The 22,620-nt window shown below is 55.4% G+C and carries 23 protein-coding genes and 2 pseudogenes; 9 read left to right on the top strand and 16 right to left on the bottom strand.

What is annotated here, in order from left to right; translation table 11 throughout:
- Nucleotides 1–109: 109 nt before the first annotated feature.
- Nucleotides 110–451, bottom strand: coding sequence for a helix-turn-helix domain-containing protein (locus tag F6X59_RS00495; protein ID WP_152953896.1), 342 nt, complete (start codon nucleotides 449–451; stop codon nucleotides 110–112).
- A 200-nt stretch (nucleotides 452–651) separates the two neighbouring features.
- Here F6X59_RS00495 and F6X59_RS00490 point away from each other — a divergent pair, with 200 nt between their 5' ends.
- Complete coding sequence (locus tag F6X59_RS00490) at nucleotides 652–834, top strand: hypothetical protein (RefSeq protein WP_136917451.1); 183 nt, start codon at nucleotides 652–654, stop codon at nucleotides 832–834.
- A gap of 44 nt (nucleotides 835–878) precedes the next feature.
- Here the strand turns inward: F6X59_RS00490 and F6X59_RS00485 are convergent, their stop codons facing one another.
- From F6X59_RS00485 to F6X59_RS00440, 10 genes are all read right to left on the bottom strand, one after another.
- Nucleotides 879–1,307 carry a single-stranded DNA-binding protein gene (locus tag F6X59_RS00485; protein ID WP_152953895.1) on the bottom strand — a complete coding sequence of 143 codons (429 nt, stop codon included), beginning with the start codon at nucleotides 1,305–1,307 and terminating at the stop codon, nucleotides 879–881.
- Nucleotides 1,304–1,807: a DUF3158 family protein gene (locus tag F6X59_RS00480; protein WP_152953894.1), complete on the bottom strand. Its 504-nt coding sequence runs from the start codon at nucleotides 1,805–1,807 to the stop codon at nucleotides 1,304–1,306. The genes F6X59_RS00485 and F6X59_RS00480 overlap by 4 nt, the downstream gene beginning before the upstream one ends.
- Nucleotides 1,804–2,559: a PFL_4669 family integrating conjugative element protein gene (locus F6X59_RS00475; RefSeq protein ID WP_152953893.1), complete on the bottom strand. Its 756-nt coding sequence runs from the start codon at nucleotides 2,557–2,559 to the stop codon at nucleotides 1,804–1,806. The genes F6X59_RS00480 and F6X59_RS00475 overlap by 4 nt, the downstream gene beginning before the upstream one ends.
- 433 nt (nucleotides 2,560–2,992) lie before the next feature.
- On the bottom strand, nucleotides 2,993–4,186 hold the full coding sequence (locus F6X59_RS00470; protein ID WP_152953892.1) for an STY4528 family pathogenicity island replication protein: 1,194 nt from the start codon (nucleotides 4,184–4,186) through the stop codon (nucleotides 2,993–2,995).
- Nucleotides 4,180–4,731: a DUF2857 domain-containing protein gene (locus F6X59_RS00465; protein ID WP_013972314.1), complete on the bottom strand. Its 552-nt coding sequence runs from the start codon at nucleotides 4,729–4,731 to the stop codon at nucleotides 4,180–4,182. Before F6X59_RS00465 ends, F6X59_RS00470 begins: the two co-directional genes overlap by 7 nt.
- 16 nt (nucleotides 4,732–4,747) lie before the next feature.
- Nucleotides 4,748–6,310, bottom strand: coding sequence for a ParB family protein (locus F6X59_RS00460; RefSeq protein WP_152953891.1), 1,563 nt, complete (start codon nucleotides 6,308–6,310; stop codon nucleotides 4,748–4,750).
- 91 nt (nucleotides 6,311–6,401) lie between these two features.
- Nucleotides 6,402–7,289: a ParA family protein gene (locus F6X59_RS00455; protein ID WP_070087315.1), complete on the bottom strand. Its 888-nt coding sequence runs from the start codon at nucleotides 7,287–7,289 to the stop codon at nucleotides 6,402–6,404.
- A 4-nt stretch (nucleotides 7,290–7,293) separates the two neighbouring features.
- On the bottom strand, nucleotides 7,294–7,509 hold the full coding sequence (locus F6X59_RS00450; protein ID WP_010799440.1) for an AlpA family transcriptional regulator: 216 nt from the start codon (nucleotides 7,507–7,509) through the stop codon (nucleotides 7,294–7,296).
- Nucleotides 7,510–7,622: 113 nt separating this feature from the next.
- A complete protein-coding gene (locus F6X59_RS00445; RefSeq protein WP_152953890.1) occupies nucleotides 7,623–8,360 on the bottom strand; it encodes a hypothetical protein in 738 nt (245 codons plus the stop codon).
- A 213-nt stretch (nucleotides 8,361–8,573) separates the two neighbouring features.
- Nucleotides 8,574–9,527 (bottom strand): LysR family transcriptional regulator, encoded by a 954-nt coding sequence (locus F6X59_RS00440; protein ID WP_070095587.1) that lies wholly within the window; start codon nucleotides 9,525–9,527, stop codon nucleotides 8,574–8,576.
- Nucleotides 9,528–9,682: 155 nt separating this feature from the next.
- Here F6X59_RS00440 and F6X59_RS00435 point away from each other — a divergent pair, with 155 nt between their 5' ends.
- The 3 genes from F6X59_RS00435 to F6X59_RS00425 are packed head-to-tail and all read left to right on the top strand — an operon-like array spanning nucleotide 9,683 to nucleotide 13,824.
- Nucleotides 9,683–10,825 (top strand): iron-containing alcohol dehydrogenase, encoded by a 1,143-nt coding sequence (locus F6X59_RS00435; protein ID WP_152953889.1) that lies wholly within the window; start codon nucleotides 9,683–9,685, stop codon nucleotides 10,823–10,825.
- A 45-nt stretch (nucleotides 10,826–10,870) separates the two neighbouring features.
- The gene (locus F6X59_RS00430) at nucleotides 10,871–12,214 is read left to right on the top strand and encodes an MFS transporter (protein WP_152953888.1); all 1,344 of its coding nucleotides are present in this window, start codon (nucleotides 10,871–10,873) and stop codon (nucleotides 12,212–12,214) included.
- Between the two features lie 20 nt (nucleotides 12,215–12,234).
- Nucleotides 12,235–13,824 carry an aldehyde dehydrogenase (NADP(+)) gene (locus tag F6X59_RS00425; protein ID WP_152953887.1) on the top strand — a complete coding sequence of 530 codons (1,590 nt, stop codon included), beginning with the start codon at nucleotides 12,235–12,237 and terminating at the stop codon, nucleotides 13,822–13,824.
- 87 nt (nucleotides 13,825–13,911) lie between these two features.
- On the opposite strand, the pseudogene F6X59_RS00420 reads toward F6X59_RS00425, so the two are convergent.
- Nucleotides 13,912–14,037, bottom strand: a pseudogene (locus F6X59_RS00420) (IS30 family transposase); the annotation flags it as partial.
- Between F6X59_RS00420 and F6X59_RS28515 the strand changes: the two are divergent.
- Nucleotides 14,018–14,530, top strand: a complete 513-nt coding sequence (locus F6X59_RS28515) for a recombinase family protein (protein WP_075045752.1) — start codon at nucleotides 14,018–14,020, stop codon at nucleotides 14,528–14,530. The pseudogene F6X59_RS00420 and the gene F6X59_RS28515 sit on opposite strands and share 20 nt — an antisense overlap.
- A 595-nt stretch (nucleotides 14,531–15,125) precedes the next feature.
- Here F6X59_RS28515 and F6X59_RS00410 read toward each other — a convergent pair.
- Nucleotides 15,126–16,676, bottom strand: a complete 1,551-nt coding sequence (locus F6X59_RS00410) for an EAL domain-containing protein (RefSeq protein WP_075045751.1) — start codon at nucleotides 16,674–16,676, stop codon at nucleotides 15,126–15,128.
- A gap of 297 nt (nucleotides 16,677–16,973) precedes the next feature.
- On the opposite strand from F6X59_RS00410, the gene tnpB reads away from it, so the two are divergent.
- The 4 genes and pseudogenes from tnpB to F6X59_RS00390 all read left to right on the top strand — a co-directional run bounded on the left by tnpB (nucleotide 16,974) and on the right by F6X59_RS00390 (nucleotide 19,970).
- Nucleotides 16,974–17,333, top strand: a complete 360-nt coding sequence (gene tnpB / locus F6X59_RS00405) for an IS66 family insertion sequence element accessory protein TnpB (protein ID WP_028699721.1) — start codon at nucleotides 16,974–16,976, stop codon at nucleotides 17,331–17,333.
- Nucleotides 17,334–17,351: 18 nt separating this feature from the next.
- Nucleotides 17,352–18,883 (top strand): annotated as a pseudogene (locus tag F6X59_RS00400) (IS66 family transposase).
- A gap of 97 nt (nucleotides 18,884–18,980) precedes the next feature.
- Nucleotides 18,981–19,457, top strand: a complete 477-nt coding sequence (locus F6X59_RS00395; protein ID WP_152953886.1) for a hypothetical protein — start codon at nucleotides 18,981–18,983, stop codon at nucleotides 19,455–19,457.
- Between the two features lie 186 nt (nucleotides 19,458–19,643).
- A complete protein-coding gene (locus F6X59_RS00390; protein ID WP_152953885.1) occupies nucleotides 19,644–19,970 on the top strand; it encodes a hypothetical protein in 327 nt (108 codons plus the stop codon).
- A gap of 311 nt (nucleotides 19,971–20,281) precedes the next feature.
- Here the strand turns inward: F6X59_RS00390 and F6X59_RS00385 are convergent, their stop codons facing one another.
- The 3 genes from F6X59_RS00385 to F6X59_RS00375 form a co-directional block, all read right to left on the bottom strand.
- A complete protein-coding gene (locus F6X59_RS00385) occupies nucleotides 20,282–20,599 on the bottom strand; it encodes a hypothetical protein (protein WP_028699719.1) in 318 nt (105 codons plus the stop codon).
- A gap of 222 nt (nucleotides 20,600–20,821) precedes the next feature.
- Nucleotides 20,822–21,124 carry a hypothetical protein gene (locus F6X59_RS00380; RefSeq protein WP_152953884.1) on the bottom strand — a complete coding sequence of 101 codons (303 nt, stop codon included), beginning with the start codon at nucleotides 21,122–21,124 and terminating at the stop codon, nucleotides 20,822–20,824.
- A gap of 463 nt (nucleotides 21,125–21,587) precedes the next feature.
- Complete coding sequence (locus tag F6X59_RS00375) at nucleotides 21,588–22,226, bottom strand: LysR substrate-binding domain-containing protein (protein ID WP_152953883.1); 639 nt, start codon at nucleotides 22,224–22,226, stop codon at nucleotides 21,588–21,590.
- Between the last annotated feature and the right edge of the window lie 394 nt (nucleotides 22,227–22,620).

Here is a 22,620-nt window from a genome sequence, read left to right as displayed (position 1 = left end):
CGTGGCCCTCTCGGTCAGGTACCGACAGGGTGGTCGCGTGACAGGGGAGTGCTAGGGAAAAGCTGAACTGGTCGAGATCATATCGGTGTAGCCGCCAGCGGCGAGCGACCTACCGTTGCGCGAGGTGTGCGGTCACGGTCTGCAGAAGGTCCAGGGCAAACTGCTTGTCCGTCTCGCCAAGGTCCTTGATCAGAGCGGCAATCTTTTGCCCCTGGTCCTGTGGCCGAGGACTGATGGCCAGCAGCAGCTCATCGGCCGGACAGCCATACATATCCGCCAACTGTAGCAGCTTGGGCACGGTCAGTTCGACCTTGCCACGCTCCATGCGCGACACCGCTTCGGTGCCGATCTCCAGGCGTTCACCAACTTGCGCCTGGGTAAAGCCCTGGGCACGGCGGTACTTGGCCAACTGGCGGCCGATGTGTTGTGGGCTAGGCTCTTTGACTGGCAACGGGGTGGCTCTCCAATTCAACCCGTATGGTTGACCAGCCACCCAAGGATATGAACGACCTGACAGGTTGACTGTCAACCTAGTGGGGCGTATCACCCAATGAGACTACGGTGACCTGACCGTCACACGGAGATTGCGGATTGGACGAACGTGAGCAGCATGAAGCGGATGCGTTAGCGATCAAGGCCTGCGAGTTGTTCATGGCTACCCATCAGGAACCTGACAACCAAGCGGCGAGGGCCAGGTTGATCGCGTGGGTCAAGGAAGCGCCCGCGCACTGGCGGGCGTTCCTTGCCCTGGACCAGTACCTGGCGGAAGTCAAAGGGTTGATCGAGGGGGACGACCTGCGTGGCGTTGCCCGCGGCGTGGGGCCCCGCGACTGAGCGGTATCGCGCTGACGGGCACGGTTCCACTGACGTCCACCCGCTCAGGTCGACTTGCGGGTGTTTTTCTTGCCGGCCGGCTTGCGGCTGCTGCCCCCATTGTCACTGGCCTTCTCGCGCATGGATACGCCGGCCAGGCGATGGGGCAGGATGCCGATGTGCCGTGCCTCGACCTTGAATGTCACCCGGGCATTGTCCTCGCTGTCTTCCCACTCATCCTTGACCGTTCGGCCCATGACCAAGACGCGCATGCCTTTCTGGTACAAGGTGCTCCAGTGCTCGGCATCGCGGTGCCAGAGCTCGACCGGTGCCCAATAGCCGCCGCGATCTTCATAGCCGCCCTCGCGCGGTACTGGGTTGTCGAAATACACATTCAACCGCAGCAGCCGCTTTGGCTCGTCCGGGTTGTTGTTGAACTCCTGAAACTCAGGGGGACTGCCTATATTGCCTTCGCCAACAAAGAACGTGCTCATGGGTGTTTCTCCTCGGTGGTGGTATCGAAAAGGACGTCATCGGCATACGCGAGCTTGAGGGCGCCCATGAGGACCTGGCGATAGAGTGAGTTCAGGCTGCTCATCTGCAGGTTGAGGACGATCCGGTTGGCCTCCAGCTGGTACAGCGCCTGGCGCAACTCCGGCTGCAGTAACGGATGCTCCATCACCTGCTCCCAGACCTCCACGCCCATGCGCTTGAAGTCCGGGCTGCGCCAGCGGAGGAAGCAGGCGCCCTGGGAGCTGTGCTGGACGCTCAGTCGCAACTCGAGCAGCGAGAAGGGTGGCTGCGCCATGATCGCCAGCATCGCGGCCATTAGCGTCTCGAGTTCGCCGCGCAGCTGCTTGATTGTCTCGGCGAACTGGAACAGCTCCCCCTTACCCTTAAAAGGCTTTAAAAGGCCTTTTAGAGAGGCACTTTGTTCAAGCTCGCGATAGGCCTCTGATGACAAGCAATGGGCGATCGCTTCGGCCAGGGTCATGCATCACCGCCTTCGGCGGGGGCGCCGGGCGAGGACTCCACGTCGGTCTCAAGTGGATCGGCCTCGACGGTCAAAGGTGCTTTTGTTGGGCGGACGATGGGCGGGGCGAATTGCGAGCGCCGCGTGCCTTCGAGAATGTCCTGGGGCGGGGTGCCGAACTTGTCGATGGCTTCGCGGGCGCGGGCGTTGTTGGCGGCCATGTCGTCGCGGCTGATCCCGGCCAGTCGGTACTGCTGCGCCATGCTGAACAGACTGCGCAGTAGATGGGCGCCACCATCGATCCAGTACTCCATGTCGACCCGGCCGATCAGCGCGGTGTGGTGGGCGAGCAGGACGCGGCGTACCAGGGTGTCGTAGTCGGTCAGCAGGTAGACGGCGAGAAACCCCAACTGGCTGCCGATGAACAGGGGCAGGGTGACAGGGTGGATGTTCAGGTTGTCGCCGATGCTGACCTGGGTGGGCAGGTCGCGCTCGACCAGTTTGACTTGTTCGGTCAACGCCAGCAGCTCGGCCTTGGCCTGCAGCACCTTGTCTTCGAGTTGCAGCATGAACCAGTCGGCGAAGGGGTCGTCCTGACTGCTCGCCTGCTTGAGCAGGTTGGTGACGCTGATGTAGCCCGCCATGCCCATGATGCCGAACACGCCTTCGCGTGCGGCACGGCCTTGCCACAGTCTTGCTGCGTGATGCGTGTGCAGGGTGAGTGTGATGCTGCTGCGCAGTGAGCCCAGGTTGAGCTGGTAGTGGTCGACCATCGCCAGATCCTCGCCGTCGGAATGACGCCGACGATCTGCGCTCTCGGGCAACCTGGCAGTGATCAATGTGAACGCGATGGGCTCACATTGCCCCTACTTTCAATGGTCCTGGCATTGATGCCACTGTAATCAAATCCACTGAGTGCCAATGCAGCTAACTGCTTCATCCCGGGATTGGTCAAAGCTGCGACCTCACAGCCATCACGCAGATCACACTCCTCGAGCGATTGAGTTTGGCTAGAAGACGTCACTGGAGTGATGCCACTGCGATCAAATCCACTGAGTTCCAACGCTGCCAAACGATACGTTCTGCCTCGGCCACTGCTACGACCTGTCACCTGATCCTGCTGATCGCACTCTTCAAGTGATGCCACTGTGATCAAATCCATTGAAGTCCGCTGGACGTTGGAGATCTGGAACACTCAGCGCGCTGTTACGTTGCCCCGCTCACGACACCGCAGCGAAGCTTGAGCTGCTCCAGGTACGCCTTGGCCAGCGGTGAGGCCACGCGGCTTCCGGATTCCCGCGATCGCTCATCAGCTGGCTCTGGCGGGCGAATCCGCTTGCGCGGTGCCGGCGGCGCATCGCTACGGGCGGCCCACAGGGTGAAGTCGCCCTGGCACGCCCGCTTGATCAACCCCAACAGATACGCAATCGGCTTGCGGATGTCGCCGCGGCTACAGCGAACGGCTGCTTCATTGATCACCGCTTGTCGCTGTTCGGGCGCGAGCTGGCGCAGCGCCTGGACTGCCCGGCGCTGTTCAGTCGGGCTTAACTGCAATCCCTCTGGCCAAGCGGCGCTGCCACTGGCCGAGGCGGGCGGTACTGTACTTTTTTTGCTTTGTTTTTGTACGGTACGGTCGTGCGCGGGATTCCGAACGGCAGCCGAAGCCGGGACGTTCATGCTGGATTCGGAATCGGTCGAGGACGGTGTGGCAAACCGAACGCTGTGCGCCTCGCCTCGTTCGGAATGCTCGGCATGGCTGTCGGCCTGCAGCGGCAAGACCTGTTGAGCGCCTGTTGCGGTGGGCGAAGTCATCATGGCCAAGGCTTCGTCAGCTACCTCCGGATCCGCCTGCAGCTCCTGGAGGAGATGCTGAGCGAGATCGCGTACCCCTTTGGTGGCATGGGACAGGTTTTGGCTGATCAGGGTCAGGTAACCGGCATCTTGGTCGACGGCTTGTGCGGGTGACAGCGGTGCGTCGTGCAGCACGTAGACACAGCCGCGCAGGCAACCCTGAGCATCCCGATAACGCTCGCTCAGGCTGAGCCAGCGGGTGGCACGCAACACGTTCAGCGCGCGGGCGATGGTCTCGCGCGAAGCTTGTGCGCCACACGGACTGGTCGCCAGGTACGGCTGCAGGTCCTGATAACGTGGGGTACGCATTTGCCGCTCGGTGATCAACCAGCGCAGCACCAACCAGAGATTGCGCTCCACGGGCGTGAGCCGGCGATCCTGTAGCAATCCCGCCGGTAACGGTTCGTGGCTGCCGTGGTACACAAAGCCCGGCCCCTCAGCCAGCGCACGGGCGGCCTTGGCTTGTTCGGCCTGCTCCAGACAGCGCTTGAGCGTGACCATGCTCTGGCGCACCACATCGGCCCAGTCCACGGTGTAGAAATTCAGCATGGGATACCTCCGTAAAGCTCGATCTGCTGCCAGATCAGGGTCAGGCTGATCTGCTGTTCCTCGGCCAGCATCATCATTGCATCCAGCGGTTCACTGTCCGGATCTTCAGCCCGCAACTGGCGCCAGCGGTTCCACACCGCATGCTCCTGAGTCTCGCTGAGCTGGACGGGGCGGCCGCGATGGGTCTCGATCTTCAGGATGCGTCGGCGCAACGCCGTCTCGGAATGGTCGAGGCCGAAGCAGCGGTACATGATGTTTGAACTTGCCCCGAGCTTGAGGGCACGGTTGATCAGCCGCTCGTTCAGCTCGTCGCGTTCGGCCTGGGCGATCAGGCGCCGCAGCACCGTGGTGTCGACCTTGATTTCGACCCAGGCGATCGTGGAGTGCGCCAGGTGGGACAAGGTCGTGGGCGGCAGCGACTGCAGCACCTCGATGTCCTCGTCGCCGAGGCCCAAGGCCTTGCAGCGTTGCAGCCGACCATGGCGCAGCTCATGCAGGACCTGGTTCAACATGGCGTGGTTCAGCAGATTGAACGACGTGCTCATGCGGCACCTCCGAGTGTCAGCGGGTGGACGACAGCGTGAGTTCGATCAAGCGTCGAGAGAGCCGGATAAGTGAAAACAGTTGCGCCAATTGAGGATCGGGGAGCCGCTCAATCCCGATCGCGAGCGCTGGGCGCTCGATCAGTGGCAGGTCGTAGACACCCAGCAGCAGTTGACCAAACAGCGCTGCCGGGAGCTGCTGCCGTTGCTCCCAAGCAACGTCATCCTGCACGCGCAGCAGCGCACCCAACAGCAGTTGAATACCGGTGCGGTGCGGTGTAGAAGGCGCTGCTGTATCGGGCGCCAATGAGAAACCCAGGCCTTCCTCCGTGGCGCAGACCATGTGTGGCGCATTGGCGTAGCCGGCCAGTTCGCTGGCCAGCTGCGCGCAGGCTTGGCGCAGTTGCACCAGATCTTGCAGAACCGGCGGAATCGGCCAGAGGGCATCCAGTGAATCGGGCAAGCAGAGACGCTCGGAATCGGCAGACTGAGCGGGCGGTGGCGCAGTTGGGCTACGCTCCTGTTCACGGGCGGCGGCGGGAGGCTGCGTCAGGTCTGCTTGTTCGGATTGTCTGTCAGCACGTTGCAGAGGGTAGACCGGTTGCGGTGAGTGGAGTCCCGTGAGAGCCTCAGGCTCACTACCGGAAGTGCTATCGGTGTCTTGGCCCAGGCTCAGCGGGGGAGACAGGGACATGCCGGGCGTCAGTGACTGACGCGATGGCTGGCCGCTATCCTGGATCAGCTCCAACGCCAGCAGACGTGGTGACTGGTCCAAGATTTTCGCCATCTGCGCGAGCAGTTCGTCCTGCAGCTCGGCGGTGTCCAGCTCGGCGGCTGTGCAGTCGAACGTAGACAGCACCTCCAACCACAACGCGGTGAAATCCAACCGTGTCGCAACGTACCGATTCCACACCGATTCGGCACGTCGACGCAGGTTAAGGGTCCGCTCGATCGAAGGTCTGCCCAAGCCGGCGTACAAGGTTTGCGGGATCGCCGGCAGCAGGTGCTCCAGGGTGTCCAGCATCCGGCTGATGTGCGATTGCGAGATTGGGTAGCCGCCGGCCGATAGTTGCGCCGCCAGTTCACGTTGACTCAGGCTACCACCGTCTACCAGAAGCATGTCGCGGAACTTGGCCACGGCCAGGGCCCGCTCGATGAAAGTCAGTTGGCCGTGCAGGTCACTTTCGGCCAGATGGCCCAGCAGCGTATGGAGCTCCGACTGCCAGGGGCGAAACAGGCAATGGATGCGGAAAAAACGGTCGTCACGGGTTTCTTGCCACAGTTCGCCGAGGATACTCAGCCGTGTATTGCCGCCATTTCGGATGATGAACTGCGGCTCGCCGGGCCGGCGCGTGATAGAGGGGGGCTGGTCCAGGCCGCGGTCGCGGATGGAGGCCTTCAGTTCCTCGTACAGCGGATTACGGATGAAGCGTGGATTGTGCTCGTAGGGCCGCAGTTGCTCGAGGGTCACCACCATCGGCGTGTCGCAGTCGGGATCGGTGGGCGATACCTGTGTTGCCCGCTGTGGGAAGTGCCCGTGCTGGAGCTGGCGTGTAATGTCTTCGGAGGTTGGTGGTTTCATGGGTTTGCCCCTGATCTGTCAGTGCAGGCGGCCCCGCCCTGGCCTTCCCAGTTGTCTGCGTGGGTGGGGCAGCGGGGGGAAGGGCAGGGCACTAGGCGGGTCGGCCGGTGACGCATTCCTCTGAGGCAATGCTGTCGGGATAAGAGCGCGCACGGCCCCTGGGCTGGGCCAGTCGCTGCTCCCACTCCGGGAACAGTTCATTGGCCAGTGCCCGCATGACATCGGCCGCGCAGCGACTGCGCGATCGAGGGGCGGCTTTCGACTCGATCCGATGCACCGGCAATCCCAATGACGCGGCATTGAGGTACGCGACGCGATCGGGAATCACCGTTTTACAAACGCTGACATGCGGGTCGGCGGCAAAGGTGTTGCGCAGGCTCTGCATGATCAGGCAGGTATCGCGCCGGTTGGCGTTCACCTGATTGAGCAGCAGTTTCACCGGGGGCAAGTACACGCCGAGGTAGCGGTAGGGTTCCAGCTCTTCGAACAGGCCGAGCGTGCCGCGGCGCAGTTCGCGTGCCGCGAGCATTTCCGGTGGCAACGGGCATAGCGCACAATCGGAGGCGAGGATGGCCATTTCCACCACCACGCTGCGCGCGCCCTGGGTGTCGACGATCAGCACATCGTACTGATCGGCAAATGCGGGTAGCAGGTTGCGCAGGCGCAGTCGGCCATCGGGCGCGTGCAGCAGTACGGTGCCCAGGTGGCCCGCGCGGTCGTTGGAAACGATCAGTTCAAGCCGCGGGATGGTGGTGACGGAAATGATCTGCTCGGCAACCGTGAGCCGCTGCGAGATCAGTTCGTAACTGCCCGCTTCACGTGACTTGCACAGAGCGTAGTAGCTGGACAACGTCGGTTGACTGTCTAGGTCGAGCAGCAGCACCTTCAAGCCCGCGTCGGCAAGCAGGCCGCCGAGGTTGGCGGCAACCGTGGTCTTGCCGGCCCCGCCCTTGGTCGAGATCAGCGAAAGGACTTTCATGGCACTACTCCCGAACAGACAGGCGATCCTGAACCCACTGCTCAATCTCCAGCGAGTCCCAACCGACCGCGCGCGTGCCGATGCGCCGGCATTGCGGGAATAGTCCGGCCTTCATCAAGTTGTAGATGTGCGAGCGTTTGAAGCCGGTTTTTTGTTCCACCTCATCGCGGCGCATGATGTGGCGATCGGCGGAAGCTGGGGCAGGGCTGGCCGGTTGCATGGTGTCACTCCTTAGCGCCATGTGGCGCGCAGTGGGATGTGACAGTCAGTGAAGGTCCGTGGGGGTGAAAAATCATTGCCAGGCAATTGCCGCCATTGCCTGGCTATTCGGAGTTAGGCCTGCTCCGCTTGGGCCAAATGGCGGCGAGCCAACGCAAATTTCCGATCAAGGGTGTGTTTGCTCAAACCATGTAGGCCGGGAAATTGAGACAAAATAGCCTGGACTACCGCAGTCTGATTTTTATAGATCGACTGCACTTGGCCGGATTTCGACTTGCCTACGGTGATTGCCAGTAGGGCGCCGATGATCGTGTAGTGGACGCTGGCGGAGGCTTCAGGGGCTGGCTCCGCTGCATCAAGCTGCGCCGTTAGCTCGTTTTCATGGCGCTTGTAGACCGTCATCTCTTCGACAACAGAATCGTAGGCCTGATGCATTTTCTCAAACTCACGCGCGTAGAAGTCCCGTTCAGCTTGCACAGCCAAAAAGGCGTTCAAACTCACGCATTCGAGGTGGTCGATATTTTTGGGGAACACGAATTCGGGTTTTTCCTCCGGATGGTTTAGCGCAAACCAGGCCCGCAGATCCGGACGGCGTATGGACCAATACACTCGCTCGGCGTGGTCGTTGAGCGTAATGGGCCCGCCGAGGAACGTTGCCGGTAGCTCACCCGAGGCAATGGCGTCGTAGATGCGCTCCACATAGAAGTGGAGACAGGGCCACTGCGGAAAATGCTTGAGTAGCTCACCTGAGTGGGCTATTTCGACCTGTAAGATCTCTGCGGTGTGATCGGCCAGATCGCACCAAAGAATTGCCGCATCGATGGGGTGATAGCAGCTTTTGATCGCGTCCATGGAGAACAGCCTCCAGCTGAAGTCGTCCTAATCGCCGATGGGATCATTATTTTGAATCTCATTCGAGCGAGCTAGACTCCGAAAGCAGTTTCGGATCCAATAACGTGACAAAGTATTTTCATTATAGTTCGCCGTAACTCTTCAGGCTGCGACGAGTTTTGACGTAGGTCAGTGGGGATTGTGGTTCGGTCGCAGTGCCCGACCACCTCCTGATTAAAGCGATTCAGGGCTGCCTGCATCGTCGAGCCCGATTGGTATCAGCAACCCCCTCAATTGCTCCATAGCAGGCGTGGCCTGGCTACCTCTGCGTGTTACCAACTCGTAGGGGTCGCTTACGGACTTGATGGCCAAGGGCAAGATGCATACGCGGTTGTGCTGGACGCACTGCTTGGCCACATCGATTGACACAAGCGCAACGAATTCGGGCTGGTTCTGCAGCAGTGACAGCGTTGCCAGAATCGACGTGGTCTCCACCAGGTGCAGAGGGAAGCGGATGCCCGCATCATGGAACTCTCGCTCAAGCTGCACCCGCATAGGCATGTTGGCCCGGTAGACGATCCACCGACTTTCAGCCAACTCCTCCAAGCGAAGTGCTCCAGCGGCCTGGAGGGGGTGGTCGATGTTGGCGATGACCGCCAGAGTCTCGTCCTGAACAAACGCACTCGAGAAAAGATGCGGCGAACTGCTCACACTCGTCCGGCACAGGGCCATGTCCAGACGCCCGCTCTCGATCTGGGTTAAGAGCGATTGGCTGGTGTCCTCAATGATCTCGAATGACATTTCCGGCTGTATAGCAGTCAGCTGGGAGACCGCCTTCATCAACAGCGGCACTGCCCCCATGATCGCCCCCACCGCAAGGCGTCCCCCGACCCCTCTCAGGATCGCATCCAAATCGTGCCGCAGGTTCGAGATATCAGTCTGCACCACCCTGGCGTACCTGATGGCGCAATAGCCGGCAGCCGTTGGTTCAAGCCCACGGTTGTTGCGATTAAAAAGCGTCGTACCAAAAGTCGTCTCGATCTCCTGAAGGGCCTTGCTTGCCCCAGGTTGTGTCAGCCCCACGCTATTTGCGGCTCCGAGAAGAGAGCGGTGCTCGTCCAGCTCGATGAGCAATCGCAGGTGTCTAGCGTGGAGCCTGGACATGATCGAGTTGAGGGACGGGGTCATTTGGTATGAATCCTAGTTATACCTGTATGGATTGTTCTCAATACCACGGCTGAATTCAGATTTCTATACTGGCGCGGCACGATGTCGCACTCGGTGCGGCGGATTGGCCTGAGATCGGCCCAAAATAACAAAGCCAGTAGGCTCGAGGAGACCCCATGTCCCTGATCAATTACATCACCCAGATCCAGTTTGAAGTCGGAGCTATTTCGCTCCTGCCTGCAGAGTGTCAGCGCATTGGTATTACCCGCCCTTTGATCGTCACTGACCGTGGTGTCCGTGCGGCAGGTATCGTCGATGTAGCTCTGAGCAAATTCACCGACTCCACTGTTCAGCTGCCGATCTATGACGGCACGCCACCCAACCCAAACGAAAATGCTGTTCGTGAAGCAGTGGCCATGTTCAAGGAATGCGGTTGCGACGGCATCATCGCCATCGGCGGCGGTTCCGCTATTGACCTTGCCAAAGGTGTAGCCGTATGCGCCAAGCACGAAGGCCCGCTGAAAAGCTTCGCTGTCATCGAAGGTGGCCTGGCTCGCATCACTCCAGCAACGGCCCCTGTGATCGCAGTGCCGACCACTGCCGGCACCGGCAGCGAAGTTGGTCGTGGCGCCATTCTCATCTTGGACGATGGCCGTAAGGTTGGCGTGATCTCCCCCCACGTTGTTCCAAAATCTGCAATCTGTGACCCGGAACTGACTCTTGGCCTGCCTGCAGTTTTGACTGCTGCTACCGGGATGGATGCGATTGCCCACTGCCTCGAAACCTTCATGGCTCCGTCGTTCAACCCACCTGCGGACGGTATTGCATTGGACGGCCTGTGGCGTGCCTGGCGCTTCATCGAAACCGCTACCCAAGATCCGAAAAATCTGGAAGGTCGCACCAACATGATGAGTGCTTCCCTGCAAGGCGCTCTCGCGTTCCAGAAAGGTCTGGGTTGCGTTCATAGCCTGAGCCACTCGCTGGGCGGCATCAATCCTCGCCTGCACCACGGCACTCTCAACGCAATCTTCCTGCCGGCTGTGATCCAGTTCAACCGCAAGGCAGCGAGCATGGTCAACGAGCACAAGACAGCGCGTATTGCTCAAGCGATGGGGTTGGCTGACGAAAGCCAAATCGAAGATGCGATCCGGGACATGACCCGAGCACTCGGCCTGCCAACCGGCCTGCGGGAGCTGGAAGTCACTGAAGACATGTTCCCCAAAATCATCAAAGGCGCTCTCGCAGATCACAGCCATCGCACAAACCCGCGTGAAGCTTCTGCAGAGGATTACCAGTGGATTCTCGAGGCCTCCATGTAAGCCTCGAAATCCTGCCCTCATCCAATAACAAGAAAGTGAACGCCTATGAACACCAAATATGCGGAAGCGGAGCTCAACCGTAAGCCTGAAACGGTGGCGAGCTCAAACCCCTTCAAGAAGTACCAGGTCATCACCGTCAGCCTGCTGCTGGTGATCGGCATCATCAACTATGTGGATCGGAGCGCTCTGTCGATTGCAAACACCTCTATCCAGCGGGATATGGGGATTACGCCTTCCCAGATGGGCATCCTCCTGTCAGCGTTCTCGTTGGCATATGCCCTGGCTCAGCTTCCACTGGGTGTGATCATTGATCGCCTGGGCAGCAAGATTTCACTGGGCGCAGCGCTTCTTGGCTGGTCTGTTGCTCAAACTGCTTCTGGCTTGATCAACACATTCTCTGCGTTCATCGGTTTGCGGATCGTGCTGGGTATCGGTGAAGCACCAATGTTTCCTTCAGCTGCTAAGGCACTTTCAGAGTGGTTCGAAGCTGAGAAGCGTGGGACGCCCACTGGGATCGTGTTGTCGTCGACATGCATAGGGCCTTGCATCGCGCCACCACTCTTGACCCTGCTGATGGTCAATTGGGGATGGCGTGGCATGTTCATTGCCACCGGCGTTTTTGGAATCTTGATCGCTGCCTGCTGGTTCGCCTTCTACAAGAGCAAAGAGCGTTTTTTGGCTGAGCTTCCTGCAGAGGAACGCGAACGTCTACTGGCTACGCAAGCACAGAGGCAGGCAGCAATTACAGCAAGGCCCAGCGTGAAAGCTCAGTTGAGCGCGTGGGCTGAGCTGTTCCAGCACAAAAGCACTTGGGGTGCAGTCCTGGGGTTCATGGGCGTGATCTACATGCTATGGCTGCACCTCACCTGGTTGCCAGGTTATTTCGAGCGTGAGCACGGTCTCAGCCTGTATCAAACTGCCTGGATCGTTTCCTTGGCCTATGTATTTGGCGCCTTGGGCACCATCGTCGCTGGCCGTTTCTGTGACCGACTGGTGAAGAATGGGGCCACCGTACTGGGTAGCCGGAAGCTCGTAGTTGTCTGCGCACTGTTCTCAGCTGCTGCATTCACCATCCCTCTGTCGTTCGGCAGTGGCTTCATCCTCAGCGTGGTGTTGCTGTGCGGTGCATTGTTCAGCGTCAACATGGCCAGCTCAACTGCTTGGATGATCGCTAACACAGTCGTGGATAGTCGACGGGTTGCTTCCTTCGGCTCTATCCAGAACTTCGGCGGTTACCTGGCGGGATCGGTGGCACCCATTGTCACTGGCTTCAGCATCCAACAATCCGGCTCATTCGCTTCCGCATTTTTGATCAGTGCTGCCGTGGCATCGGTAGCAGCAATGGCTTACGTGCTTCTTCTGAAGCTGCCCATTCCCACTGACAAGTAACGAGTTTTCGGAGTAGAAATATGCAACTCAAAGGTGAACAGCTAATCGGTCATCGAGCGGTGCGCGGCGAAGGCCGTGAGCTCTATGCGATCAATCCTCACGACCAACAACCAATTCCTAGCCCAGTGTTCAACTGCGCAAGCGGGGCTTTGGTGAGCGAGGTCTGCGAGCTGGCTGAGCAGGCGTTTGACTCGTTCCGCTCCGCCGCACCTGAACTGCGTGCTCGTTTCCTCGAGGAAATTGCGGAAGGTATCGTTGGGCTGGGCTCGACCCTGACTGAGCGTGCCCACCTCGAAACCGGACTGCCCATGGCTCGACTTGAAGGCGAACGTGGGCGCACCGTGGGTCAGCTGCGACTTTTCGCATCTGTTCTTCGCCAAGGCCGTTGGCAGGATGCGACACTTGACTCGGCTCTGCCAGATCGTCAGCCGCTTCCACGCCCCGACCTGCGCATGTGCAAAATTGCGCTGGGGCCTGTCGCCGTCTTCGGTGCAAGTAACTTCCCGCTCGCATTTTCCGTCGCAGGTGGCGATACCGCTTCCGCACTGGCCGCAGGTTGCCCTGTTGTCGTGAAAGCACACCGCGCTCACCTGGGAACCTCCGAGCTCGTAGGGCGAGTGATCCAGGAAGCTTCGAAGCGCCTTGAATTGCCTGAGGGAACGTTCTCGCTGATTGTCGGTGATGGCAACGATGTAGGACAGCAGTTGGTATCGCACCCGGCTATCAAAGCCGTAGGTTTCACCGGATCACGTAGCGGTGGCCTGGCATTGATGCGGGCAGCGGCAGCGCGGCCTGAACCCATCCCCGTCTACGCCGAAATGAGCAGCATCAACCCGGTATTCCTCCTGCCAGGTGCACTGTCTGCTCGGGCAGAGTCCATCGCCACCGGCTTCATCGACGCTCTGGTAATGGGCGCAGGCCAGTTCTGCACCAACCCAGGCATCGTGCTTGCAGTCGATGGCCCTGACCTGGAAGCCTTCCTGGACAAGGCCGGAGCTCATCTGGGCGACAAGGCTGCGCAAACCATGCTGACTCCTGGCATTCATTCTGCCTATTCGCAAGGGATTGATCGCATCACCAGTCAGTCCTGCGTTCAGGCCGTTGCTTCAGGCCAGCCTGATCTTGGAGCCACACAGGCACAGGGGCATCTCTATCAAACGACCTTCGAAAGCGTGGCAGCCAATGCACAGCTCTTGGAGGAGGTGTTTGGCCCGGCAGCTATCGTCATCCGTTGCCAGAACGTCAACGAAATGCTCGCGTTCGCCAAATCCATCGAGGGTCAGCTGACGGCGACACTTCATCTTGAAGATGAGGACTTGGCGATTGCTCAAGGTTTGGTGCAAGCCATGGAGAAGAAGGCTGGCCGCGTATTGGTCAACGGCTTCCCAACTGGCGTGGAGGTATGTGACTCCATGGTACACGGCGGTGCTTTCCCTGCTACCTCTGACAGCCGCACAACGTCGGTTGGTTCGACTGCAATCGACCGCTTCCTTCGTCCTGTTTGCTATCAAAATTTGCCAAATGTCCTCCTCCCTGAGGCATTGAAGCAAAACAACCCTTTGAATATCTGGCGCCTGGTAGACGGAAAAACCACTGCTCCGAAAGGCTAGAGCAACAAATGCCAGCAGCCACACGCAGCCGTGGCTGCTGGCATCCAATTGATCAAATGGCGGTTGCAGGAGCTGAGTGCAACACGGTCATTGAATTGAAGCTGGAGCATCATGCCGCATAGCCATGGCCTTCTGCATCACCTCGCCCATAACTTCGATTGGGCATTTGAAGTCGAAGCGCTTACGCGGACGCATGTTCAGTTGCAGTGCGACCCCTTTCTGGATCAGCTATGTTGATGAGGGATTCATCCTTAACGAACATGCAGAAGCCGTGAAACGTGCCGCAGAACTCTGTTTTGAAATGGGTGCAAGAGCAACTGCCCAAGAATTAAACAAGATGAACTTCCCCAAGAAATATACTGAAAGCATTGTTGGGAAGGTTCTTCGACAGCCCGCAATTTACGGGTCTTTTATCGCTATGGAGTGGGACGAATCAGGTAAGCCGATTCAGGTCAAAAAAGAGATTAAAGGCTATTATCCGGCAGTAATTTCAGAGTCAGAGTTTTATAGAGTCGGCGCAAAATTGAGTGAGCGACAAGACCCAAAACTTGCAGGGCGGAAGGTCGCAGAATTCAAAAACATCTTACGAGGGATTGTTTTTTGTGCCTGTGGCTCGGGCTTCCGTTACCACGCACAAAAAAGAGAGTATGTTGACTTGGTGTGCTCGGCCTCATTGGCTGGGCGCTGCACGTATGCATCACCATGAAAAGGCGTCAGATATAGATATGCACGAATAGAGGAAATATTCCTTTCCTACCAATCTCTTATCCCATTTCACAGAATAATACCAAAGCCTAAGGATATTAAGTCGCTGGAAAATGAAAAGCAAGAGCTAGCTGGAAAAATTCTTCAACAGGAAAAATCGTTAGCAAGCAATTTCGACATTCTTACTAATGCCTCGGAAACGGCCAAAAAATACATTCTAAGCAAAATTGAGGAAGTAGCTCACGACTTGGACCAGCTTAAAGCAAAGCATAATGAGATTAGCCTAAGAATTAGTTCGCTGCATCTGGTCAGTAAATCCATGCTTAACGTTATGGAAATTTACAAGCTCCTTTTGAACGAGCATGGGCGAATGCGAGTAAATAATTTTCTAATCGGTCAAAACGTAAGAATTACTATAACGCCTACTAAGAAAAACATTTCATCATGGATGTTCACTTGGCTGATGAGCACATTGACCGCATCAGTTTCACCCCGAATGGATACACTGCCGAAAAGAAGCCCCCATCTCTAAATCGCTACCAGCTCTAAAACGCACCCAATCAAAGATTGGGCACCTTTTAGGGCTAATATAAAATTTATTCATGTGCAAAATTCATCGCTTCACCCCTAGCTCTTTGCGATCTGACTTTTTCAGTAAGTTCGCTAATTGGCAATGCCTTGCTGAATAGCCATCCTTGAACAAGTGCATCAGGACAGAAATCAAGAATTGCTTTTTTCTGAGCTTCCGTCTCCACGCCCTCAAAAATTATTTTTGCGTTTAAAGCTTTTGCTATTTCATGAATCTTTTGCAGCACTACTGCTGCCGGAGAGTCTGTTCCAGCAGCTTTTGAGAACGACTTGTCAATTTTTATAATATCAACATTGAGCCCGGCCAGATAGGATAGACTTGAATATCCTGAGCCGAAATCGTCAATTAATACTTTATAACCAGAAGCTCGAATGGACTCAATTTTTTGTTCGACCTGGCTAATTTCAGCCGTTGCCCCTTCAAGAATTTCAATTGCAATCTGGCTAGCTGATACGCCGTGACTTCTTGCTGTATCTGATATGTGTCGAATTAGACCGCCATCCAGCAGGTCCTTGGTTTCAATGTTAAAACTCAAATATACTCCCGGATGGCAAGCCAGGCCTCTCGAACACTCTTCCAAAGCCCTATTAACAATCAGCTTGTTCAGCTTCTCTTGCAAACCAAGAGCTTCCGCTTTTTGGATGAAGACATTTGGAGGGACTGATCCGAATTTCTTATCGTGCCAGCGCGCCAAAACTTCGAACCCGGAAACCTTGCCGGTCTTGCCATGAACAATTGGCTGATATGTAGTTGATATTAGCCCATTTCTAATAGCGTATTTTAAACGATATGAAAGTGAGTTTCTAACTCTACGATATTGGTGGGCAGCATAGAAAGCCAACAAGCCCAAAGAACAGCCAGTTAATGCGACAAACAGGAAAAGAGTAGGTTTGCTGGCCTTGAAAACATTTGCTTGAATGTTCGAGCTAACACAAATGTCGTATTTTTCAGAGCACACTCTTGCAGATGCGCTGCTTAGGATATTTCCTTGCTGAAAATCGCCGAACGTGCGCATGATGGTTTTGCCGTCACGAGAGACAATAAATGCATTTAATTCTGCTGGCGGTGATTCAAAAGGTGCAAATGCGGTGGGTGACGTAACCACAAATGAGTTTTCTTTTGCTGAAACATCAATTTTTATTGCGCCGGGAAAATAGCTTGAAGCTGCACTCCACAGCCTAACATTGTTTTTCGTAAGTCTACCCTCACCAGCCAACCTGAAAGCAGGGATTACGCCCCACATAGCGGAGCAAGTAATAGTGTTGTTTTTTATTCGCCCTGCATCTTTTACAAAGCGATATTCATATAAAACTCGTTTTAACGTGTCTAGGTCAGTTAGCCCGCAAGACTCGTCAGAGGTATTGTTTAGCTCATCAAGTGCAGCTGTAAGGTTTCCTGCGACCATTTCGGCATGATTGAGAATAACCTTAGCGTGGGACTCTATCCTGTTATCTGCACTAGCCAACCATAAAAGCTGTGTCACTCCAAATGAGAACAGCACTCCAACTGTCAGGCATCCAGCTAAATAGCACAGAGTGCTTTTTTCGAGCTTTTTCATGCGCACCGCACCACCCATGATTCCCTATTTCCGCCTTATGCCATATCTCTGTGGGGTTGCATAGGGGCTATATGAGCATTTTCAACCATCACGCTATGCGTGACGGCGCTGGACAAATCCAGCGCCAAATGCTGGCCCTAACAAGTCAGGGCCAGCCGGACAAATCCGGCTAAAAACCAAAGCCTCGGACAAGTCCGAGGCGCTGGACAAATGTAAGGGATCCATCATCCCCACATTCCAAGTGTCCACCTGATTCACGATGCTGCGCTCCCGATTTCTTTCTGGAGCCAGCCCACCATGATGCGTCCCGACAGCAAAGTCGAAAAAGTCTACCTCTATCCCAAGTCCGTGGACTTTCGAAAGTCCATCGACGGGCTCACTGCCCTGGTCGAACTGGATATCAAAGTCGCCGTGTTCGACCCGGTACTTTTCGTCTTCCTCAATAAAGCCCGCAACCGCATTAAGGTGTTGTACTGGGAGCGCAACGGCTTCTGCCTTTGGCTCAAGCGCCTCGAAGCCGAGCGTTTCAAAACCTCCCCCGACGCCACCGACGAAGCTATCATTCTGACCGTCCAGGAACTGAATTGGCTACTCGACGGTTTCGATCTCTGGCGCAACCGTCCGCATCAGGTTTTGACACCCCGTTTCGTCGCTTGAGCCGGTATAATCCGGGCCATGATTTCAGTGCCCGATGACCTTCCTGACGACCCTGCCGCGCTCAAACAACTGCTTGCGCAGTTGTTGGCCGAGCGCACGGTCGATAAAGGCCAGATCGTCGATCTTAAAGAACAGGTCAAGCTGCTGCGCGACCGACTGTTCAATCGCAAGTCGAGCAAACCGTCGAGTCCAACACACCCCAACTGGCGTTGTTTAACGAACCTGAAAGCCAGTGGGTACCTGCCGCTGATGATGCCGACGAAGACGTTGTTGCCCCGACCGAGCCGCGTGGCAAACGCAAACCCCTGTCGGCTGACCTACCACGTATTGAAGTCATTCATGACTTGCCCGATCACGAACTGACTTGCGCCTGTGGTTGCCGCAAACACGTGATTGGCGAGCAAACCAGCGAACAGCTCGACATCGTGCCGATGCAGATCCGTGTGCTCAAACACGTACGCAAAGTCTATGGCTGCCGTGGTTGCGAAACTGCGCCGTTCACCGCTGGCAAGCCGGCGCAATTGATCGAAAAGAGCATGGCCAGTCCCAGCGTGCTGGCCATGTTGCTGACCACCAAGTACGTCGATGGCCTACCGTTGCACCGCTTCGAGACGGTGCTGAGCCGACATGGTATCGAGATTCCCCGGCAAACCCTGGCCCGCTGGGTCATCCAGTGCAGCGAACACGTTCAGCCATTGCTGAACCTGATGCGTGACCGCTTGCTGGAAAGCCCGGTGATCCATTGCGACGAAACTAGAGTGCAGGTGCTCAAAGAGCCGGATCGTGATCCGACCAGTCAATCCTGGATGTGGGTGCAGGCCAGTGGCCCGCCTGATCGACAAGTCGTGCTGTTCGATTACACCACCAGTCGCGCGCAGGAGGTGTCGCTGCGCCTGCTGGAGGGCTATCGCGGCTGCGTGATGACCGATGATTACGCTGGCTACAACGCGTTGGCGCTACAGCCGGGTGTTGAACGACTGGCGTGCATGGCGCATGCCCGGCGTAAATTCGTCGAAGCGCAGAAGGTGCAGCCCAAGGGCAAGACCGGTCGCGCCGATGTTGAGCTGACGATGATCAACAAACTGTATGGCATCGAACGCGACCTCAAGGATGCCAGCGATGAACATCGATTTATCGGTCGTCAGGAACGAAGCCTGCCGATCCTTGAGCAGTTGAAAAGTTGGCTCGACAAGACGCACTCGCAAGTGACACCGCAAAGCGTACTGGGCAAGGCGTTGCATTATCTGGCAAACAATTGGAACCGCCTGGAACGCTACGTCGAGGCGGGCCACCTGCCGATCGACAACAACCTGGCAGAGCGGGCCATAAAGCCGTTTGTGATCGGGCGCAAGGCTTGGCTGTTCAGTGACACGCCCAAGGGAGCCACGGCCAGCGCGCAGATCTACAGCTTGGTCGAAACCGCCAAGATCAACGGCCAAGAGTCCTATACGTGGCTGCGCCACGTACTTGAGCGACTGCCGCATGCGTCGTCAGTAGCAGACTACGAAGCGCTGCTGCCATGGAACTGTTCGCCAGAGATGCCACGGTAACCTTGGCTTCCACCTTGCGGTAGGTGGGGTTCATGGATCGGTTACAGACCTTCGCACCTTGGCGAGCCTCCGTGGTGGCGTTCAGGAAGGACAGCGCATGCTGTTCCTGTTCTGGTCACTCAATTTCATGGGTATGAGCTTCCAGGTCAACAGTATGAACTTTTGGGTTGAGGCCAAAGCCGTAGCAGAGAGGTTCTTCCCCAATGGTGATTGGGAAGAAGCGGCGCTTGGAACCGTGTTTGAGAAGGTCTGTCAGCATTGCAGAGGTGAGAAGGTCGAGTTTAATGGGGAAAGCTATAAGCCACTCTACACTCCCCGTAATTCAACGCTGATACGTGCTTTCAATATCACGCCGGAGGAACAACAACACATGATTACTATCATTGATCCAGTGGAAAGAGCACGCCGAGGAAAAGAAAGGAAAATATGGGAGCGCAGGCAGCGTGGAGCGAGTGAACAGAAGAATAGTGATGCTCGAACTAAGCCATGGGAAAAGTTAGGAATAGGCAAAACGACTTATTGCAAGCGTAAGAAGTTACAAAGGCAGCAAGCTTGGGGGTTGCAAGTAGGGTGAACTACTTCGTCCTGTTATCTAAGGGGATACTGCGGTGAGGGGGTTGTAAGTATTATTTGAATCTGCCTTTTAGACATGGTTTTGCTCTTGCAATTTCCAGCACCGAAAGACCATTAAATCATTGTCTTGCTCTTGATTTTTTAACTTTAAGTTTTACGATATAAAAACAACAATATTAGGCATTACATGACATTTAAAATCTACAATCTCACCCTTAACAAGGGACTAAAAAGCGAAATGCAGACCAGGCTGACTATAAAGCAGGGCTTTGATATTTATCGTATTGAAAATGATAGTTTTTGGGAGGGTTACGCTGGTGAATGGGAGCGAAAAAGTCTCTCTTATAGTGGTATAACCAATCAGTACTATCTTGGTGATCTCAAATTAGACCGTGTAAGTGCATGCTTCTTTTGCTATCAGGTTGATGATCTTCCTGCCCTTGCCGTAGTATTTGATAAATTTGTTCATGGTCGTCAGTTTAGTAAAAACCTAAATGCTCTTCAGCGTATGTAGTTCGGTGGTGAAAACGAAGAATCTACTCTCAGTTTCAAAAAGCATGAGTTTTCGTTGAATAAATTGGTAGAATGGCATTGGGATAATCATAGGAGGTCGAATATAACAATAGGTAAGGTTTTGGTTGCGCCTAAACTACTGGCTGATTTTCAGCAGTCCCTGCTACGAACTGAACAGCAAATAGAAATCCCACCAGAAATGGCCCGAGGGATGTTCTACACTGGAGAGGATGATGCTTTTGCCTTTGGTTAAACAACCCCGTAAGGGGAGCATCTTGGCGAATCCTTCTCCTCCTAATCCAATAATTTTGCTTAGACCGAGAAAACTTCTCTTCTAAGGTCAATCACCTTTTGGATTTTCTCCCGATAGGTTTTCCAGATGGGTATATCAAAGGATATGCTTTGTTCAACAATCAGGCGTGCATGAGCTTTGCAATGCCCATCAAGAAATCGCCATGCATCCATTTTAATGCTCAAATCGTCTTGATTAAATATTGCAGGATTGAAAGAAAGGAAAAACTCTAAGACTTTAACCCCTTCGATTCGGTCGGATAGAATTATCTTTTCTAATTCACGAATTGAATTATTGATCTGAATGACTGCGCCTTCATAATCCTTTGCTTTATCCATTGCCACGCACTCCTCTTTTCCCAAGCATATACACAACCTACAAGGCTGTCAATTTATTTGCCATCGCACGAAAGTCTTGGTGAGACAAAAGTTGGAATTTAACTATATCAGGGATAATAGCCCGTGAGGGAACATCTTGGCAAAGGCTGTTCACATATGCACTTAAAATTTTGCTCTGGAATGCGCCATTGGTATTCCAACCAACACGGCGCAAAGCGCGTATCATTTTGGATTGCGCATTCGAATGTGATTCCCTCTGACCAGAGCCTCACATTTTAGTTGGTAAATCTCTCCGACTCGAAAAGCATAAAAGTCTTGTGATTCTACCGGGACAATTTTCTTTTCTATCCTATGGTCTTCATCGTCGAGATCCATAGTGGTGACTAACGCCAAGCAGACAATTCCCTTATAATCGTTTGGGTCATTTCCACTGTCCAAGTCGAAATACCAGTCCTGAACCGATGAAATGCTATGGATTTCGATAATTTCTGTCGCATCCTTTGCTTCCTGCTTTTGGTGTTTCACGACACTAAAAATAATTCTTTACCCAAGGCAATAATACTTTGGTCTAATAAAAACCGCCTTGCTAGTCGGTTTGGTCAAGAGCTTTAAGGTGTTGTGCTGCCATTTGCGTTATCTCTACTGAATTTCAGCGCAATAACTCCGCTTCCGTTCGTCCCGCAATAAGTTGATACGTCTGATATTTTATAACAGTCATTGTATTTCACAGTTCCTACGCTATCCCATCCTACTGCTTTTTGAGATTTCACGATGTTCGCACAAACCTCTACCTGCTTCAGATGTGAAACGACTAGCGAGCACCGATACTCGCACCAGCAGATTAAGATTGCGGGCTCGCTGGATGTGATTTCAGGTGGCAAGCCTTGATTCGACTTCCTATCCAGTCACACAGGATCATTCGCACCGAAAGCAGCAGGCTTTCAGTAGATCGCACCGTACTGACTGATCACCACGCCTGAGGTTGTATTCAAATGTTTGGGTTTCTGCACTGCGCATCCAGCCAGTCGATAAACACCCGCAAGCGTGGCGTTAGACGTCGATGGTGGGGGTAGAGGATGGTGATGGGTAAATCCGGCGGTCGATGCTGGGGCAGTACTTCGATCAAGCTCCCGTGTTCCAGTTGACGGGCGACATGGTAATAAGGGACTTGGACGAGGCCGAAGTTAGCCTCGCAGGCAGCCACATAAGATTCTTCATTGTTGACCGCCAGGCTGGCTGGCAGGGTGCGAAGCAACACCTGGCCGTGGACGCAGAACTCCAAAGGTTGCAGCTTGCCGGTGGTGGCCGATAGGTAGTCCACGCAACGCTGCCCTTCGAGTTGTTCGAGCTTGGAGGGAAGGCAATAACGGGCCACATAGTCGGTACTACCGCAGGTGACCTGGCGCAACGGGGGCAAAGGGTGCGCGACCAAGGTTGAGTCCGACAGTTCGCCGACTCTGACCACACAATCGACGCCTTCTTGTACCAGATCAATCATTCGGTCACCGATGCCGATCTCCAGCGTGATCTCGTGGTAGATTTGGTAAAAGGTGGGCAGTGCCGGGATGACCACCAGACGGCCGAAAGAGGCCGGCCAATTCAGGGCTAATGTAATTGCAGGTCTCATTTCCAGCGGATGGCAGGCTCAGGAAAGTATCGCTTGCCGACTCGAGGGCCAGTTTGCCGGCTTTGGTCGGCACAAAGTCCATTGTCGGCATTTCATCGTTGGTGCCGAGCTTTAGGAGTCTGCCATTGAACGTCACCGTTTTGTCGGTCAGCGTTGGTTGCTTGCAAGGTGTAGCGGCGTGCGGCGGCGGGCACGGTCAGTGATGTCGCTTGATACCGGGCAGTGTTGAGCACCAGCAGGGCGAGGCCGCTCGGTTGCTCACGTAGATGTTGCTAAGAGATCGTAGAGAAAGCGAGCACTAAGCTGTAACGTTTGGATAGGGGGTGAGCATCACTCCACCGGAAACTTGGTCATACGTCCGCGTGGTCGTCGAGTGCATGAAGCTTGATGGGAT

Source organism: Pseudomonas sp. MN1F, from assembly GCF_009391885.1.
In the GTDB taxonomy this organism is placed as follows: Bacteria; Pseudomonadota; Gammaproteobacteria; order Pseudomonadales; family Pseudomonadaceae; genus Aquipseudomonas.
The sequence above is the reverse complement of the archived record's forward strand: the minus strand, read 5'-3'. Positions and strand labels throughout refer to the sequence as shown.